Genomic DNA, 17,194 nt, shown 5'->3' on the forward strand with positions numbered 1-17,194 from the left:
TTTACGAGCAGCCGAGCGCCGTCTGGAGCGCACTGAGGTTCTGGCGCATGGCGGACAGGTAGTCGCCGTTCGCCGGCTGGCTTTCGACCGGGTCCAGGACGGCCGTCTTGGCGCCGATCTCCGTGGAGAGGACCTCGGCGACCTTCGGGCTGACGAGGGCCTCACTGAAAATCGTAGTCACTTTCTCCTGCTTGGCCACTTTCGCCACCTCGGCGAGCCGGGCGGGGGAGGGCTCGGCCTCCGGGTCGATGCCGTTGATCCCGATCTGGCGGAGCTTGTAGCGGTCGGCGAGGTAGCCGAACGCGGCGTGACTGGTGACGATCGCCGTCGAGGAGCACCCGCTCAGGCCCCGTGACATCTCGCCGTCCAGGGTGGTGAGGTCGGCGACGGTCGCGGCGGCCCGGTCCCGGTAGCCCTTGGCGTGGGCCGGGTCGGCCTCGGCGAGCCTGTCGCCGAGCTTGGTGGCGATCATGGCCATCCGGGAGGGGTCGAGCCAGACGTGCGGGTCGTGGGCGGCGTCGCCCGTCTCACCCTCGCCCTGCTCCCCGGCCGAGGAGGGGATGGTCTTGACCAGGGAGGCGACGTCGAGGCCCCGGCCGGCCGCGTGCTGTTCGACGGCCTCGTCCACCGCGGGCTGCACGTCCTTGACGTAGACGACGAGACCGGTCGCCTCGATGCCGGCGACCTGGGCGGGGGACAGTTCGAGGTCGTGCGGTTCGACTCCGGGTTTGGTCAGGGTGGTGACGGTGGCGTCGGGGCCGCCGATCCGCTCCGCCAGCCACTGCAGGGGGTACATGGCCGCGGTGATGTCGGTCTTGCCTCCCTGTGCTCCGGCCGGTCCTGCCTGGCCGGAGCCGCAGGCGGTGGTGACGGTGAGGACGGCGGTGAGAGCGGCGAGCAGACTTGCTGTGCGCATGTGCATACGTCGGGAGGAGCCGGACATCATGCTCACCAGTATGCGCGTAAATGAAAATGGTTGTCAAAATCGTCTAGAACGCCCCGAATCTGTCGGCGACCAGCAGGAGCAGGAAGGTCAGCAGGGCGACGCGCAGGACGCGCCCCCTGACGCCGAGCGAGGGCCACGACATGTAGGCCAGCCAGCCGACGAACCCGATCACCGGCAGCACCGCGATCCCGCCGAGGAAGGACGGCACGGCGAACCCGGCCAGCAGCAACGCCACCAGGACCACCGGCAGGATCCAGCGGGGAAGCTGGAAGAGGAAGACGAGCGGGGCCGCGCTGCGCCGTTCGACCTCGCGCCGCAGCCCCGTGGCTCCGGGCGTGAAGAACTGCTCGCCGGGCGGCAGCGGACGGGGGCCTCTCGCCGCGCCCCGGGTGGGGCGGGGCCTGGCCATCGGGTGTGCGGGGCGCTCACGGCGTTTTTCGGCCACGGCCCGAGCCTAACGCCGTGACCCCTCCCGGCGGCAGCTCCCGCACCGGTGCGCGGCGGCGGGCCGGGCTCTGGCATTCTGGGCGGATGCTCGCTCTCATCCGCTACTCGGTGCCCGCAGGCCGTACCGGGGAGTTCCTCGTCCAGGCGCACGACATCGTCGACACCCTGGCGGGGCAGCCGGGATACGTGCGCGGGCGCGTGGTCAGGTCGGTGGACGAGCCCGAGTTGTGGGCGCTGGTCAGCGAGTGGGAGGGGGCGGGGTTCTACCGGCGCGCGCTCGGCGCGGCCAGGATGGCGATGTACCCGCTGATGCCCCTGATGCTCAACGAGCCCAGCGCCTTCGAGGACGCCGAACGTCCGTAGGACCCGCCGCGCGGGCGGCGTGGGGGCAATGCGCGTCTGGCGCAGGTGCGGCTCCCCTAAGCTGGGGTCTCGACCAATTCCTCGCCGACCTCCAGCCGGATGGAGATTTTCCCTTATGGCACGCCGTACGGACATCATGGACACCATCGTCAGCCTCGCCAAGCGACGTGGGCTCGTCTACCCCTCCAGCGAGATCTACGGTGGCCTCCGGGCCTCCTGGGACTACGGCCCACTGGGGGTGGAGCTCAAGAACAACGTGAAGCGGCAGTGGTGGAAGACCATGGTGCAGGGCCGCGACGACGTCGTCGGCCTTGACTCCTGCGTGATCCTCGCCCGCGAGGTGTGGCAGGCCAGCGGCCACGTGGAGACCTTCACCGACCCGCTGACCGAGTGCCAGTCGTGTCACAAGCGCTACCGGGCCGACCACCTTGAGGAGGCCTACGCCGACAAGCACGGCAAGCAGCCCGCCGAGGGCCTGGCCGACATCACCTGCCCCAACTGCGGCAACAAGGGCGCCTTCACCCAGCCCAAGCAGTTCAGCGGCCTGCTGAAGACCTACCTCGGCGCCGTCGAGGACGAGTCCGGCCTGGCCTACCTGCGCCCGGAGACCGCGCAGGGCATCTTCATCAACTACCTCAACGTGCAGCAGTCGGCGCGCAGGAAGATCCCGTTCGGCATCGGCCAGATCGGCAAGTCGTTCCGCAACGAGATCACTCCTGGCAACTTCATTTTCCGCACCCGCGAGTTCGAGCAGATGGAGATGGAGTTCTTCGTCAAGCCGGGCAGCGACGAGGAGTGGCACCAGTACTGGATCGACGAGCGTTTCCGCTGGTACACCGACCTGGGCATCACCCCGGAGAACCTGCGTCTGTACGAGCACCCCAAGGAGAAGCTCTCCCACTACTCCAAGCGGACCGTCGACATCGAGTACCGCTTCAACTTCACCGGTGGCGAGTGGGGTGAGCTGGAGGGCATCGCCAACCGCACCGACTTCGACCTGACGGCCCACGGCAAGGCCTCCGGCACCGACCTGAGCTTCTTCGAGCAGGAGACCGGCGAGCGCTACGTCCCCTACGTGATCGAGCCCGCCGCCGGTGTCGACCGCGCCACGCTCACCTTCCTGATCGACGCCTACACCGAGGACGAGGCGCCCAACGCCAAGGGCGTCATGGAGAAGCGCACGGTCATGCGGCTCGACCACCGCCTCGCGCCGGTCAAGGTCGCGGTGCTGCCGCTGTCGCGCAACGCCGACCTGTCGCCGAAGGCGAAGGACCTGGCCGCCCAGCTGCGCCGCCGGTGGAACGTCGAGTTCGACGACGCGGGCGCCATCGGCCGTCGCTACCGTCGTCAGGACGAGATCGGCACGCCGTTCTGCGTCACGGTCGACTTCGACACCCTTGAGGACCACGCGGTGACCATCCGCGAGCGCGACTCGATGACCCAGGAGCGCGTGGCCCTCGACAAGGTCGACGCCTACCTCCGTCAGCACCTCAACGACTGACCCACCCGGACCCCGCCCCGGCGACCACGGGAGCGGGGGCCGTCTGTGTCCGCGGGGGGTCGGCGTCATGAGGCCCGGAGCCGCCCGGGACGACCGGCCCGACCAGAGGCGCGACCCCCTGATGCACGGCGACGCAGACCACGAGCCGGTCCTCCGGCCACTCCTCCCGTAACGGGACGAAGGCCAGCGTGGCCAGCCGGTCTCCGGCGGGACTGTTCTCGAAGAGCGGCTCAAGCCGTCCCCGGCACCCCCGCGCGGCCGTCTCCCGCACCTTCGCCTCGCCCGGCCAGATCCCGGGGGGTAACAGGAACCTGGCCAGCACCTCGCCGTCGTGCGGTGCCGAACAGCTCACCAGGGGCAGGATTCCGCTGTTCTTGTCGGAGGTCGTGCTGTCGGAGACCTCGTTGACGCAGGTGCCGAGCCGGACGTCGTCGATGTAGGTGACGGCGCCGGGCTCCTGTGACCGTTCGGCGGAGGCCGGGCCTGAGGAGGCCAGGACGCCCGGCCCGGGGCGTGACAGCAGACGCGGCACGAGAACGGCCAGGCCGGCGAGCAGGGCGGCCAGCGCGAGCGTTCCCGTCAGAACCCAGGCGAGGACCCTTCTCGTACGGCGTCCCGTCCGCACGGCCCGCTTCGGAGGGCCGGCCTGCTCCCCGGCGCGGGCCGCCCAGCCGGGCCGTCCCGCCTCCCACGGCGGCCTGGCCGTCTGTCGTTCCTCCTCGCGGCTGTCCGGCCTGGCCCAGGGGTGGTCGTTCCTCGCTTCGCCACTACTCATCACAAAGGTGACAATCCCATGCGAAGCCGGGGTGAGCCAGGAGATCTTCGACAATCGGGACCCGGTCGTTTCCCGTGTGACCCCGGGAGCGTGTGTGACGCGCGTTACATCGGATGCGCGGGAGGGCCGTTCCGTACCCCATACAGCATGGGTTGAACCCTCCGTGAACGCGTTTGAATGCTGAGACAATTGGTTTATACCAATTGGTTTATACCAATTCTTGGGGTGGTCCATATCACTGCGGCTTTGCTGCTCATTTAAATTGGATTAGACCGCTATGTAGCCTTCTACCTGGGCAAACGCTCTTTCGTGGGGTGGGTGGCGTTTCGTCTTCTTCTGCGTCGGTAGAGTCCAACCAAGGCGGGACCACACGTCATTTGAAGTCGCAGAAGGAGCAACCGTGCCCAAGTACGTTTACGACTTCACCGAGGGCAACAAAGATCTCAAGGATCTGCTCGGCGGTAAGGGGGCCAATCTGGCCGAGATGACCAATCTCGGGTTGCCGGTGCCCCCCGGCTTCACCATCACCACCGACGCGTGCCGCCGTTTCCTTGAGGACGGCGGGCTCCCCGAGGGGCTGGAGGAGGAGATCTCCCGGCACCTGGCCGCGCTGGAGGGCCGGATGGGCAGGCGTCTCGGCCAGGCCGACGACCCCCTGCTGGTCAGTGTGCGCTCCGGGGCCAAGTTCTCCATGCCGGGCATGATGGAGACCGTCCTGAACATCGGGCTCAACGACCAGTCCGTGCACGGCCTGGTCAAGCAGGCGGGGGGCAACGAGCGTTTCGCCTGGGACTCCTACCGGCGCCTCATCCAGATGTTCGGCAAGACCGTCCAGGGCATCGACGGTGAACTGTTCGACGAGGCCCTGGAGGAGCTCAAGAACGGCCGTGACGACCTGGAGCTTGAGGCCGCCGACTTCCAGCGCCTGGTCGAGACCTACAAGGGCATCGTCCGCGAGCAGACCGGCCAGGACTTCCCCGCCGACCCACACGAGCAGATGCGCATGGCCGTGATGGCGGTCTTCGAGTCGTGGAACGCCCCGCGCGCCGTCCTCTACCGCCGTCAGGAGCGCATCCCCGCCGACCTGGGCACGGCCGTCAACGTGTGCTCGATGGTGTTCGGCAACTGCGGCATGGACTCGGGCACCGGCGTCGCCTTCACCCGCGACCCCGGCAGCGGCCACCAGGGCGTCTACGGCGACTACCTGCAGAACGCCCAGGGTGAGGACGTGGTCGCGGGCATCCGCAACACCATGCCGCTGCAGGACCTGGAGCGCATCGACAAGTCCGTCTACGACGAGCTCATGAAGATCATGGAGACGCTGGAGAACCACTACCGCGACCTGTGCGACATCGAGTTCACGGTCGAGCGCGGCAAGCTGTGGATGCTGCAGACCCGGGTGGGCAAGCGGACGGCGGGGGCGGCCTTCCGCATCGCCGTACAGCTGGTCGACCAGGGCCTGATCGACCTCGACGAGGCCGTGACCCGGGTGAACGGCGCCCAGCTGGCCCAGCTGATGTTCCCGCGCTTCGACGGCGACGCGAAGAGCGCCAGGATCACCACCGGGATGAACGCCTCGCCCGGCGCCGCCGTCGGCAAGGCCGTCTTCTCCTCCGCGCGGGCCGTCGAGCTGGCCGCGGCGGGAGAGGCCGTCATCCTGGTCCGCCGCGAGACCAACCCCGACGACCTGGCGGGCATGATCGCCGCCCAGGGCGTGCTCACCAGCCGGGGCGGCAAGACCTCCCACGCCGCGGTCGTCGCCCGGGGCATGGGCAAGACCTGCGTGTGCGGTGCGGAGGAGCTTGAGGTCTCCACCAAGGAGCGCAGGTTCACCGCCCCCGGCGGCGTCGTGGTCTCCGAGGGGGACGTCATCTCCATCGACGGATCGAGCGGCGCGGTCTACCTCGGCGAGGTGCCCGTCGTCCCCTCCCCGGTCGTCGAGTACTTCGAGGGCGCGACCGACCAGGACGACGAGCTGGTCGCGGCGGTGCACCGCATCATGACCCACGCCGACGCCGCCAGGCGGCTGAAGGTGCGGGCCAACGCCGACAACGCCGAGGACGCCTCCCGTGCCCGCAGGTTCGGCGCCGAGGGCATCGGGCTGTGCCGTACCGAGCACATGTTCCTCGGGGACCGCAGGCAGCTGGTCGAGGACCTCGTCCTGGCCTCCTCGGAGGAGGAGCGCGACCGGGCGCTGGCGGCCCTCGAACCGCTGCAGAAGGCGGACTTCGTGGAGATCTTCCAGGCGATGGCGGGCCTGCCCGTCACGATCCGGCTGATCGACCCGCCGCTGCACGAGTTCCTGCCCGACTACACCGAGCTGTCGGTCAAGGTGGCCCTCGCCGGGGAGCAGGCCGAGGAGAAGGACCGCAGGGTGCTGGCCGCCGTCAAGCGCCTGCACGAGCAGAACCCCATGCTCGGCCTGCGCGGTGTACGGCTCGGCCTGGTCATCCCCGGCCTGTTCGCCATGCAGGTCAGGGCGATCGCCGAGGCCGCCAAGGCCGTGGAGGGCGCCCGTGCCGAGATCATGATCCCGCTGGTCGGCGCGGTCCAGGAGCTGGAGCACGTCAGGGACGAGGCGCGGCGGATCCTGGCCGAGGTCGGTGTCGAGGCGCTGGTCGGCACGATGATCGAGGTGCCCAGGGCGGCGCTGACCGCGGCGCAGATCGCCGAGGCCGCGGAGTTCTTCTCCTTCGGCACCAACGACCTGACCCAGATGACCTGGGCCTTCTCCCGGGACGACGTGGAGGCGGCGTTCTTCTCCAAGTACCTGGAGCTCGGCGTCTTCGGCGTCTCGCCGTTCGAGTCGCTGGACCGCGACGGAGTCGGCAGGCTCGTGCGGATCGCGGCGGAGGAGGGACGCGCGACCAGGCCCGACCTCAAGCTCGGCATCTGCGGCGAGCACGGCGGCGACCCGGACTCCATCCACTTCTGCCACCAGGTGGGGCTCGACTACGTGTCCTGCTCGCCGTTCCGCATCCCCGTCGCCCGTCTTGAGGCGGGCCGCGCGGCCCTGGTGAGCACGGGTTCGGACACCCGCTGACGGATCGTGCGCCCCGGCCTCCCTGGAGGAGGCCGGGGTTTCCAGGAGTCACCAGGTGTTTCCACGACGTTTCGCATAGGTGGCACCTTTCCTGGATAAAATCACTGCACTTATGCACGCTTATGACGAGCATGACCAGGCCAGATGGGTGCCGGAACCGCCCGGCAACCCCGAACGAAGCCCGTTCGAACGCGATCGGGCGCGGGTGCTGCACAGCGCGGGGCTGCGCAGGCTCGCCGCCAAGACCCAGGTGGTCGGACCGGCGGAGACACTCGGCAGCGGGCAGCACATCCCGCGCACCCGGCTGACCCACTCCCTGGAGTGCGCGCAGATCGGCAGGGAGATGGGCCAGGCCCTGCGCAGGGACCCCGACCTGGTCGAGACCGCATGCCTGGCCCACGACCTGGGGCATCCGCCGTTCGGGCACAACGGGGAGACCGCCCTCAACGAACTGGCCGCCGGGTGCGGCGGGTTCGAGGGGAACGCGCAGAGCCTGCGCCTGCTGACCCGTCTTGAGGCCAAGGTCCTCACCGAGGACGGCCGCAGCGCCGGGCTCAACCTCACCCGGGCCTGCCTGGACGCCGCGACCAAGTATCCCTGGACCAGGGAGCGAAGCCCCAAGTACTGCGCCTACCCCGAGGACATGGCGGTCTTCGAGTGGATCAGGCGGGGCGCCCCCGAGGGCAGCGTCAGCTTCGAGGCCCAGATCATGGACTGGGCCGACGACGTCGCCTACTCGGTGCACGACCTGGAGGACGCCCTGCACTCCGGCGCCGTCATGCCGCAGGTGCTGCGCGACCCGGCGGAGCGCGGGGGCGTCTGCGCGACGACCCGTGCCTGGTACGCCCCCGACGCCGAGCCCGCGGAGCTCGACGACGTCCTCGGCGGGCTGTTCGCCCTGCCGCTGTGGCCCCGGCACTTCGACGGCACACTCGCCGACCTCGTCGCGACCAAGGCGCTCACCAGCTCCCTCATCGGCCACCTGTGCCGCTCCGCGCAGGAGGCGACCCGCGAGGCGTACGGCGAGGCCGCGGGGCGCCACGGCGCCAACCTGGTCGTCCCCCGGCGCACCCGTCTCGAATGCGCCCTGCTGAAGGGGCTGACCGCGCACTACGTGATGACCAGCGACGCGCACAGCGCCAACCAGGCCAGGCAGCGTGAGATCGTCCGTGACCTCGCCCACCTGATCATGCTCGGCGCGCCGCTCACCCTGGAGCCCGCGCTGCGTCCCGCCTTCACCAGGGCGGAGACCGACGCCGGGCGGCTGCGGGTGGTCGTCGACCAGATCGCCTCGCTCACCGACACCTCCGCGCTCACCTGGCACCGGCGCCTGTCGGGAGGCTGACGGCCGGGCTCTCGAGGTCCCGGCCCGGGGCGGTCAGGTGTCCCGGGGCGGCGTCGCGGCCTGCGCGTACCGTTTCCAGGACGGCCTCTTGAACCGTTCGATGACCAGAGGGGCACCGGTGAAGACGATCGCCCCGGCCGCGACGAGCGCGACGTACAACCCGGGGCTGCCCACCGGGAGCTGGGCGGGTGGCACGAACGACAGGACGAAGGCGAAGGCGACGGCGAGGAAGCCGATTCCCGCGACCGCCCACATGCCCGCCATGCCGCCCGGGATCCTGAAGGACCTCGGCAGATCGGGCCGGGTGTAGCGAAGCCGGATCGCCGAGGCGTACATGATCATGTAGACGATGATGTAGAGGCTGACGGCCAGGGCGGAGATGAGGAAGTACACCGTGCTGACATTGGACATGAAGAGGTAGAGCGAGGCGATGACGGTGACGACCACGCCCTGGATGATCAGGATGTTGATCTGTATCCCCCTCCTGTTGGTCCGCTGCATGAACGGCGGCAGCATCCCGTCCCGGGCGGTGACCAGCAGTCCCCGGCTGGGGCCGATGATCCAGGCCAGCACACCGCCGAGCGCGCCGTAGCAGATCAGGAGGCTGAGCAGCCGAACCGGCCACGAGGCGTGAAGCAGGGTGGTCGAGAGCCGCTCGAAGGCGTCGAACACGCCGCTCTCGATGTTGATCTCCTTGTAGGGGAGGACTCCCGCGATCGCTAGCGAGCCGAGGGTGAAGATACAGAACGACAGCGCCGCCGCGATCGCGATCACCAGGGGGTAACCGGTCCTCGGGTTCCTCAGCTCCATCGCGTGCACGGCCTGCGACTCGACGCCCGCGAAGTTGAGCAGGATCCCGGCCAGGAAGGACAGTCCCGACAGACCGGTGATGTAGGGGAACAGACGAGGGTGGGAATGGTCGTTCCGCTCGAACGACACCGCCTGGCTGGTCGCGTCGTTCCAGCCGATCTGCTGGTGGGACAGCAGCCAGGCCAGGAACCCGGCCAGCAGGATCACCCCGGGGACCACGGTGCCCAGCAGGAAGCCGTACTTGGTGACCTTGGCCGCGAACCGGTTGCTGACCAGCGCGGCGAACGTGCACAGCCAGAAGGCGATGATGATGAACAGGCCGACGTAGACGTGGTTGGAGGCCAGCCGCGGGCCGCCGACGGCGAAGGCGGCCGCGGCCGAGGCGAAGCTGAGGCCCGCCGGATACCAGACGATGTTCTGCACCCACGACAGGAACATCGCGATGAAGCCTGTCGGCTTGCCGAACGCCTCGGCGACCCAGGTGTAGAGACCGCCTGCCCTGTCGCCGAACGCTCCGCCCAGTTCCGCGGCGACCAAGCCCGCGGGGATGAGGAAGAGGAAGGTGGAGAAGCCGATGTAGACGAACATCGTCAGCTCCTCCTTGGCCATCAGCGACAGACCGCGCAGGCTGGTGATGATCGAGGCCGCGGTCATCAGCCCGAGGGTCCAGACCGTCAGGTGAGCGCCTGATCCCGCCGGTCCTCCGGCGGCGTGCTTCGAATGGGTCACCGCTGCCCTCCTGATCGTCGGATGTGGAGACGTCCCGCTCACAGTGGAGACAGGCCGGTCAGTTTCACGAACGCCTCCAGGGCGGCGGCGGCCGAGACCGAGTTGCCCTTGTCGTCGACGCCGGGTCCCCAGGCCACGGCGGTGCACCGTCCCGGGACGACGGCCAGGATGCCGCCGCCGACGCCGCTCTTGCACGGCAGCCCGACACGGTAGGCGAACTCGCCCGCCTCGTTGTAGGTGCCGCAGGTCAGCATGATCGCGTTGACACCGCGGGCGTCCTCCTCGGAAAGCAGGCGGGAGCCGTCCGCCCGCACGCCGCGCCGGGCCAGGAACAGCGCCGCCAGCGCCAGTTTCTCGCAGCTGATCATGATGGAGCACTGACGGAAGTAGTGGTTCAGCGTTTCGGGGACGGGATTGAGCATGTTGCCGAAGTCGGCCACCAGGTAGGCCAGCGCCCGGTCCCGATTGCCGGTCGTCTCCTCCGAGTGCGCGGTGACCGCGTCGACGTGCAGCTGCGGATCACCGGTCTCGGCCCGCAACAGCGCCCTGATGGCGCCGTAGGCGTCGCCGGTGTCGTGCAGGAGCTGGTCGGTGACCACGATGGCCCCCGGGTTGACGAACGGGTTGCCCGGGATGCCCTTGGAGAGCTGGAGCGGGATGAGGGAGTTGAACGGGTCGCCCGTCGGCTCCTGCCCGACCCGTTTCCAGATCTCCTTGCCGTCGTGACCGAGCACGAGTGAGAGGGCGAACAGTTTGGAGATGCTCTCGATCGTGAACGGGGTCGCAGACTCCCCGCCTCCGTGCACCCGTCCGTCGACGGTGGCGACCGCGAACCCGAACCGGTTCGGATCGACCTCGCCGAGGCTGGGGATGTAGTCGGCGACCTTCCCGGCTCCGACGTACGGCCGTGCCGCGGCCACGACCCGTTCGACGACGTCCTGATAGTCCGTTGCGGACATGAGGCCTCCCCGAGGCGTCCCTGGTCAGTGGTGGAACCCGGGCCGGTGCTCCGCGCCGCCGCCCCGGTCGAGCCTGTCGAGGCAGCGGCGGATGTCCTCGGCGAGCAGGGAGATCTCGTCGCGGCCGATGCCGTGCCTGACCAGCACTCGTTGGATGACGGTGTCCTGCCGGTCGGCCGGCAGTGGGTAGGAGGGCACCTGCCAGCCCCGGGCCCGCAGCTGCTCGGTCAGGTCGTAGAGGGTGAAACCCGGGTCAGGGTCGGCCAGGGTGTAGGAGACCCCTGGAAGGGCGCCCTTGCCGTCGTACAAGAGCTTGAACGGTCCCATCTTGGCGATCTGACCCGCCAGGAACTGCGCGGTGTCGAGGCAGGCCTGCTGGACCTTGCGATAGCCCTCGTGCCCCAGCCGTAGCAGCATGTAGTACTGGGCGATGATCTCCCCGCCGGGACGGGAGAAGTTGAGGGCGAACGTCGGCATCTCGCCGCCCAGGTAGTTGACGTAGAAGATCAGGTCCTTGGGCAGCAGGTCGGCGGACCGCCATACGACCCATCCGACGCCCAGCGGCGCCAGGCCGTACTTGTGGCCGGAGGAGTTGATGGAGGCGACCCGCTTCAGGCGGAAGTCCCACAGCAGGTCCGGCTGGGTGAACGGGGCGATGAACCCGCCGCTGGCGGCGTCCACGTGGATCGGGATGTCCAGGCCCGTCTCCTCGTGGATCGCGTCGAGTTCCTCGGCGATGTCGGCGACCGGTTCGAAGTCACAGGTGTAGGTGACGCCCAGGATCGCCACGACGCCGATCGTGTTCTCGTCGACGTAGTCGCGCAGCTGGTGCGGACGCATGCCGGTCGCGTCCTGTTCGAGCGGGATCTGCCGCAGTTCGACGTCGAAGTAGCGGGCGAACTTCTCCCAGCAGACCTGCACCGGGCCGCAGACCAGGTTGGGGCGGTCCGTCGGCTTGCCGTCCGCCTGCCGCCGCTGTCGCCACCTCCACTTGAGCGCCAGCCCGCCGAGCATCGCCGCCTCGCTCGATCCGGTCGTCGAGCACCCCATCGTGGTGCCACCGGAGGGGGAGTGCCACAGATCGGCCAGAATGTGCACGCACCGGGACTCGATCTCGGCGGTCTGCGGGTACTCGTCCTTGTCGATGATGTTCTTGTCGAGGCAGGCGTTCATCAGGTGATGCACCTCCTCGTCACTCCAGGTGGTGCAGAAGGTCGCCAGGTTCTGTGAGGCGTTGCCGTCGAGCAGCAGTTCGGAGCTGATGAGGTCGTAGACCACGCGCGGGTCGGACGGGCTGTCGGGGAGGCGGTACTTCGGCAGCGTCTGCTCGCTCAGCGGTGAGGCGTACACGTCGTTGAAGGGGGTGACCTCTTTGCGCGTGACCTTGTGCAACGGCATGAGGATCTCCTGTTTGTCGAGGTCGCAAGCGCGGTGGTTGCCACGCTCGGGGGCGGCCTGCCCCGTTTCCGAGTCCCGCCCCGGAGGGCCGGTAGATGTCTTATGGGGTCGCTCGCCGGCCGTACGATGCCGGAGCATGGATCCCGCAGGCTACTTACCCGACGATTAGGCATAAAAAGGCATGTTATAGCCAATAAATGCATTATTGGAAATAAATGGCTTATATAGTTATTTTTGGTCTGATTGTGGGCACGGTGCCCCGGTCGTCCGGTGCGTTGCGCATGGCTGTGGAGTCCCGCGGAGCCCGTGGTCACCTGACGGCCGGCCGGCTCGCGGTTCTAACCGTCGCCCCGATCGTGTGGCCGGCTCGATTTCACGGATCGGTTTCGCTGGGAGGGATCCGAGAGGGGGCGACGACGGCATGACGACCCTGAGCGCTTCGAAGGGCTGCGGCCAGATCCTGGAGGGATGGCTGACGTCGATGCTGCGAAGTGTCGGAAATGCTGCAGTTTATGGCTGAATCAATGATTGTTTCGCTGTTCTGATCGCGATTACGGTGGTGTTGTCGTGCGAGGGCGCGGCGGGGACGGTTCTGATCATTGGGGGAATGTCCATGCGAGTATTCAACGGGCTGCTCGTCGGTGTGCTCGTCGCCACCGCCCTGGCCCTGTTACCCACCTCCGCCGCCCAGGCCCAGGTGTGTCAGCACCGTACGGGCGTCAGCCATGGCGGCGGGATCTTCCCGAACACGTTCACCGAGGACTCCGTCTGCGGCAACCAGACGGGAGCCCCGGTCCACGCCACCCCGGACAGCTCGTCGCCGCAGGTGGGGGTCATGGACACCGCCCAGAGCTGGTTCCTGTGCTGGACGCGCGGCCAGCAGCACGGCGGTGGCAACAACGTGTGGTACTACACCCAGGGCGACCGGGTGGTGAGCAACCCGGAGCGGCACGGCTACGGCTTCGTGCCCGCGCTCTACCTGAACACCTCACTGGACCCGGACGACGCCAGGCTCGCCCAGTGCCCGTCGCTGCCCGCCGATCGCTCGACCGCCTACATGGTCTACGACCGCGTCACCGGCACGTCCGTGCGCAGCGAGGAGCACAAGAGGTTCCGCTCCGCCTCGCTGGTGAAACTGCTCATCGCCCTCGACTACCTCGAAACCCTCGGCCCGGGTACGGCGGTGCCCACCGCCGACGCCCAGCTGCTGCAGAGCATGCTGCGTTCGAGTAAGGACAACGCCGCGAGCGCCCTGTGGGAGCGTGGCGGCTGGGAGACGATCGTGAGCCGGATGGTGACCAAGATCGGCCTGACCGACACGGCGCCACCGGCCGACCGGGGGATGTGGGGCTACACCGAGATCAGCGCCGCCGACGTGGTGAAGATCTACCGTTACATCCTGGAGAGAGCGGACCCGTCCTTCAGGAACCTCATCATGGGGCACCTGCGCCAGGCCACCCGGTGCGCGGACGACGGCTGGGACCAGTACTTCGGCATCCCGAGAGCCGTCTCCGCCCCCTGGGCCGTCAAGCAGGGCTGGTCCGCCTTCGACGAGGACCCGCGGTGCCCGGTGGCGGCCGGTACGCGGAGCCCGTCCGCCCGTACGGCGAGCGTCGACCTGGCCAGCCCCGCGATGCACACCTCCGGGACCCTCTGTGCGAACGACCGGAAGATCATGGTGGTGCTGACCCTCAACCCCCTGGGCACCACCTGGGCCGACGCCGCCTCCCGCATCACCACCCAGGCGGGGACCCTCTACGCGGCGGCACCCTGCTGACAGGGCGAACGCGGAAGCCCGGCCTGTAACCCGGCCTGTGGACCGAAACGGACCCACAGGCCGGGAAGGTGCGCGGCCCGGGATCTCATCCGGATGAGACCGGTGGAGCGGGCCCGGGAGAGGCGCTCGTCAGACCGGGGAGAGAACCCTCCCCGGAACGGGCTCACCATACTTTGTAAAGGCGGTTTCCGGTGACCGCCGTCGAGGCCCGGAACCTCCCACGCCGTGGCTCCCCGACCGGGACGGCCAGGGGGCGAGGACGGCTCCGGGGTCCGTTGGTCGCGTATCTTCGCGCACATGCCGCAGGACACCGCGTTGGCATACGGTGAGGCCCGCGCTCTCGTCCGCCGGGCGGCGGGAGAGGTTCCGGACCCTCGCGCCTGCGCCGTCATCGACGACAGGGTCGGAGCCGTCCGGTGGGTTCGCCAGGAGGATGACTCAGGTTCAGGGTCCGAACCCCCCGGGCCCCCGGACCGGTCACCGGATGACCCGTACCGGGGACGAACGTGCCGACATCACCCGGTGGCTGCGGCGTGAGGTGCCCGCCGAACCGGCCGCGGCCAAGGAGCGGCTGGAGCGAACCGGTGCCTGAACGGCGTTCCTGAGGCCGCCCCGTACGGGCTACCAGCCCACGGGGAAGGCGCGGGTCCCGAAGACCACCCCGTCGTAGTCGAAGGGCAGGTCGTCGTCGTCTCCGATGACGTGGAGAGCGGGCAGGCGGTCGAAGAGGGCGCGGTAGGCGATCTCCAGTTCTGCGCGGGCGAGGTTCTGGCCGAGGCACTGGTGGACGCCGTAGCCGAAGGCCAGGTGGTTGCGGGCGCCCCGGCGGATGTCGAAGTCGTCGGGCCGGTCGAAGACCCGGGGGTCGCGGTTGGCCGATGCGCCGAGCACGAACATGCCCTCCCCGGCCCGTACGGCCTGGCCCCCGATCTCCATGTCCCGGGTGGCGACCCGGTCGAAACCCACCCAGTCGACGATCGAGTGGTAGCGCAGCAACTCCTCGACGGCCAGGGGCCAGCCGGTGGGGTCGGCGCGCAGGGCGGCGAGCTGGTCCGGGTGACGCAGCAGGGTGTGCACGCCCAGCGGGATCATGTTCGCGGTCGTCTCGTGCCCGGCGATGAGCAGCAGGAAGACCATGCCGACCATGGCGTCGTGGGTCAGCTCGCCGGTCTCCCGCCGCGCGGTGACCAGGCGTCCGATGAGGTCGTCGCCCGGCTCGCTCTCCGCCTCGGTGATCAGCTTGTCGAGGTAGTGCCAGACCTCGATGGCGGCGGCGATCCCGTCGGCGGAGGAGCCGACGCCGGTGTCCATCATCTTGCGGGTCCTGGCCCGGAAGAAGTCGCGGTCGGCGTAGGGGACGCCGAGGAGCGCGCAGGTCACCATGGACGGCAGGGCGAAGCCGAAGGCGTCGACGAGGTCGGCCGGGGAGCCCGCCTTCAGCATGTCGTCGATGAGCAGGTCGGTGGCCTCCTGGATGGCCGGGCGCATCTCCTTGACCCGTCGCACGGTGAACTCGGGGATCAGCATTCGCCGGTAGAGACTGTGCTCCGGCGGATCCATGTCGATGAACTGGCCGGCCTGGAATCTCCTGCGGATCTCCAGCTCCTCCTCGGAGGGGTCGTCGGGCCGCATCGCGGGCATCGGATGGCCGGGGGACGCCGGATCGGTGCTGACCGTGGGATCGCTGAGCACCTGCTGCGCCTCGGCGTGCCGGGTCACCAGCCAGACCTCGCCTCTGGCGATCCTGGCTCTGACGAGTGGGGCCTGTTCGCGGAGCCGTTCGTACTCGTCCGGCGGAGAAAAAGGACAAGTGCGAGAAATTGGGAAATCTGTCGTCATTTGATCTTGCTCCCAAAGGTCCGCCACATTTGTTCTTTTCGGAGAACGTAGCAAAAGTTACCTGTCTGTCAAGGTGTCGCTTTTGGGTGGCCGAAAAGATGATATTTATTTATTAGAGTGATTTTTCGGATTTGGGGATGAGGGTGATGATCAATCGGCTGGTAGTGCGATGAACGAGCCGGTCACGGGGTCATTCCGCTCAATGGAAGGCCGTTCCCGAATGCCGGAAGGCCACGGTGGGTCGCCGTACTCATGGAAACCGTGATATCCCGGCGCGGCTCTTGCGGTCCGCGCCGGCCGTGTGAACGTGAAAGGCGCCGGAAACCCCGTCCCCGGCGGAGAGGATCCGCAGGAACGGGGTCAGTTGCCCAGGGGAATCTTCTCTTCGGGCGTCGGGGACGGCTTCTCCGGCTTGTCCGTCGAACCGGGCTTGGCGGCGCACAGGGTCGAGCACTTGGGGGAGGCGCCGACCCGGTTCATCACGGCCCGCGACTCCTCGGCGGGCGAGAGCGTGCGGTTGCCGTCCAGCCAGGCGTCCAGGTAGTTCCACGGCGGGACCATGCCGCGCCGTACCCACCAGAGGGAGTGGTCGGTCTTCCAGGAGATCGCGAAGTAGAGGTTGCTCGCGGTCGAGCGGGCGTTGCCCGAGTTGCCGACCTGGCCGAGGACCTGACCCGCGGAGACCCTGACGCCGGGCTTGATCCCCGGGGTGATCCTGTCCAGGTGGCCGCCGAGGTAGCGCACGCCGTCGTCGCCGATGACCGTGACGAAACGGCCCTCCCGGTCGGGGCCCCGGTCGGTCGAGGGCTTCCACCGGTTCTTGGCGTTGACCTCGTCGACCACCCCGTTCACCGGGGAGACGAACGAGCAGCCCTTCCCGGTCCAGATCGTGGTCTTCGGCAGCACGAGAAGCCTGCTCTCGTAGCTCACCCTGCAGTCCTTGACCGGGAAGACGTAGCTGAAGTTCGACAGCTTCGGCGGCGGGACCCGCACCGGGTCATCGCCCGCCGGCCGGGTCACGCTCGCCTGCGCGGCGGGCGTCGGGGACGGGGTGGGAATCGTCGCCGTGACCTTGCCCGGCCCCGTGGCCGCGACCTCCGCCGCGGGGGGAAGGGTGCTGACACCCGCGACCCCTCCCGGGGACGCGCAGGCCCCGGTGGCGAGCAGAACGCCCACCGTCACACTCAGTCGAGCTATGTGCCCCGATCGCATGATCTCCACCAGGCTAACGTTATCGATAACCAGCCTTTACCTTTGTAGCC

13 protein-coding genes are annotated in these 17,194 nt (G+C 68.6%); 5 read left to right on the top strand and 8 right to left on the bottom strand.

Features of this window, described 5'->3' with window-relative positions; genetic code table 11:
- Position 1: 1 nt before the first annotated feature.
- Positions 2–916 carry a metal ABC transporter substrate-binding protein gene (locus tag ACFOYY_RS16220; protein WP_352008645.1) on the bottom strand — a complete coding sequence of 305 codons (915 nt, stop codon included), beginning with the start codon at positions 914–916 and terminating at the stop codon, positions 2–4.
- 73 nt (positions 917–989) lie between these two features.
- A complete protein-coding gene (locus tag ACFOYY_RS16225; protein WP_352008646.1) occupies positions 990–1,391 on the bottom strand; it encodes a DUF6703 family protein in 402 nt (133 codons plus the stop codon).
- 86 nt (positions 1,392–1,477) lie between these two features.
- On the opposite strand from ACFOYY_RS16225, the gene ACFOYY_RS16230 reads away from it, so the two are divergent.
- Together ACFOYY_RS16230 and ACFOYY_RS16235 are read left to right on the top strand one after the other, a co-directional pair.
- Positions 1,478–1,756, top strand: a complete 279-nt coding sequence (locus tag ACFOYY_RS16230) for an antibiotic biosynthesis monooxygenase family protein (RefSeq protein ID WP_362910747.1) — start codon at positions 1,478–1,480, stop codon at positions 1,754–1,756.
- 115 nt (positions 1,757–1,871) lie between these two features.
- Positions 1,872–3,257 carry a glycine--tRNA ligase gene (locus ACFOYY_RS16235; protein WP_352008648.1) on the top strand — a complete coding sequence of 462 codons (1,386 nt, stop codon included), beginning with the start codon at positions 1,872–1,874 and terminating at the stop codon, positions 3,255–3,257.
- Here ACFOYY_RS16235 and ACFOYY_RS16240 read toward each other — a convergent pair.
- Positions 3,247–4,032 (bottom strand): hypothetical protein, encoded by a 786-nt coding sequence (locus tag ACFOYY_RS16240; protein WP_386190192.1) that lies wholly within the window; start codon positions 4,030–4,032, stop codon positions 3,247–3,249. The genes ACFOYY_RS16235 and ACFOYY_RS16240 overlap by 11 nt on opposite strands.
- A 400-nt stretch (positions 4,033–4,432) precedes the next feature.
- On the opposite strand from ACFOYY_RS16240, the gene ppdK reads away from it, so the two are divergent.
- Together ppdK and ACFOYY_RS16250 are read left to right on the top strand one after the other, a co-directional pair.
- Positions 4,433–7,075 carry a pyruvate, phosphate dikinase gene (gene ppdK / locus ACFOYY_RS16245; RefSeq protein WP_386190193.1) on the top strand — a complete coding sequence of 881 codons (2,643 nt, stop codon included), beginning with the start codon at positions 4,433–4,435 and terminating at the stop codon, positions 7,073–7,075.
- A 112-nt stretch (positions 7,076–7,187) separates the two neighbouring features.
- Positions 7,188–8,420: a deoxyguanosinetriphosphate triphosphohydrolase gene (locus tag ACFOYY_RS16250; RefSeq protein WP_352008651.1), complete on the top strand. Its 1,233-nt coding sequence runs from the start codon at positions 7,188–7,190 to the stop codon at positions 8,418–8,420.
- 33 nt (positions 8,421–8,453) lie between these two features.
- Here ACFOYY_RS16250 and ACFOYY_RS16255 read toward each other — a convergent pair whose 3' ends face one another.
- From ACFOYY_RS16255 to ACFOYY_RS16265, 3 genes are read right to left on the bottom strand one after another with little or no spacing between them, the layout of a single operon-like run.
- A complete protein-coding gene (locus tag ACFOYY_RS16255) occupies positions 8,454–9,959 on the bottom strand; it encodes an APC family permease (protein WP_386190194.1) in 1,506 nt (501 codons plus the stop codon).
- Positions 9,960–9,997: 38 nt separating this feature from the next.
- Positions 9,998–10,918 carry a glutaminase gene (locus tag ACFOYY_RS16260; protein WP_386190195.1) on the bottom strand — a complete coding sequence of 307 codons (921 nt, stop codon included), beginning with the start codon at positions 10,916–10,918 and terminating at the stop codon, positions 9,998–10,000.
- A 24-nt stretch (positions 10,919–10,942) separates the two neighbouring features.
- The gene (locus ACFOYY_RS16265) at positions 10,943–12,316 is read right to left on the bottom strand and encodes a glutamate decarboxylase (protein WP_386190196.1); all 1,374 of its coding nucleotides are present in this window, start codon (positions 12,314–12,316) and stop codon (positions 10,943–10,945) included.
- Positions 12,317–12,923: 607 nt separating this feature from the next.
- On the opposite strand from ACFOYY_RS16265, the gene ACFOYY_RS16270 reads away from it, so the two are divergent.
- Positions 12,924–14,093, top strand: a complete 1,170-nt coding sequence (locus ACFOYY_RS16270; RefSeq protein ID WP_386190197.1) for a hypothetical protein — start codon at positions 12,924–12,926, stop codon at positions 14,091–14,093.
- A 621-nt stretch (positions 14,094–14,714) separates the two neighbouring features.
- Here ACFOYY_RS16270 and ACFOYY_RS16275 read toward each other — a convergent pair.
- Positions 14,715–15,812 (bottom strand): cytochrome P450, encoded by a 1,098-nt coding sequence (locus ACFOYY_RS16275; RefSeq protein WP_386190198.1) that lies wholly within the window; start codon positions 15,810–15,812, stop codon positions 14,715–14,717.
- Positions 15,813–16,292: 480 nt separating this feature from the next.
- Complete coding sequence (locus tag ACFOYY_RS16280; RefSeq protein WP_386190273.1) at positions 16,293–17,144, bottom strand: M23 family metallopeptidase; 852 nt, start codon at positions 17,142–17,144, stop codon at positions 16,293–16,295.
- Positions 17,145–17,194: the final 50 nt, after the last annotated feature.

It is taken from the genome of Streptosporangium jomthongense (assembly GCF_042650425.1).
In the GTDB taxonomy this organism is placed as follows: Bacteria; Actinomycetota; Actinomycetes; order Streptosporangiales; family Streptosporangiaceae; genus Streptosporangium.

Coding starts and splice junctions, on each gene's coding strand:
- ACFOYY_RS16220 (WP_352008645.1), bottom strand. CDS start 916: ATGCGCACAGCAAGTCTGCTCGCCGCTCTCACCGCCGTCCTCACCGTC.
- ACFOYY_RS16280 (WP_386190273.1), bottom strand. CDS start 17,144: ATGCGATCGGGGCACATAGCTCGACTGAGTGTGACGGTGGGCGTTCTG.
- ACFOYY_RS16270 (WP_386190197.1), top strand. CDS start 12,924: ATGTCCATGCGAGTATTCAACGGGCTGCTCGTCGGTGTGCTCGTCGCC.
- ACFOYY_RS16230 (WP_362910747.1), top strand. CDS start 1,478: ATGCTCGCTCTCATCCGCTACTCGGTGCCCGCAGGCCGTACCGGGGAG.
- ACFOYY_RS16235 (WP_352008648.1), top strand. CDS start 1,872: ATGGCACGCCGTACGGACATCATGGACACCATCGTCAGCCTCGCCAAG.
- ACFOYY_RS16265 (WP_386190196.1), bottom strand. CDS start 12,316: ATGCCGTTGCACAAGGTCACGCGCAAAGAGGTCACCCCCTTCAACGAC.
- ACFOYY_RS16240 (WP_386190192.1), bottom strand. CDS start 4,032: ATGAGTAGTGGCGAAGCGAGGAACGACCACCCCTGGGCCAGGCCGGAC.
- ACFOYY_RS16250 (WP_352008651.1), top strand. CDS start 7,188: ATGCACGCTTATGACGAGCATGACCAGGCCAGATGGGTGCCGGAACCG.
- ACFOYY_RS16260 (WP_386190195.1), bottom strand. CDS start 10,918: ATGTCCGCAACGGACTATCAGGACGTCGTCGAACGGGTCGTGGCCGCG.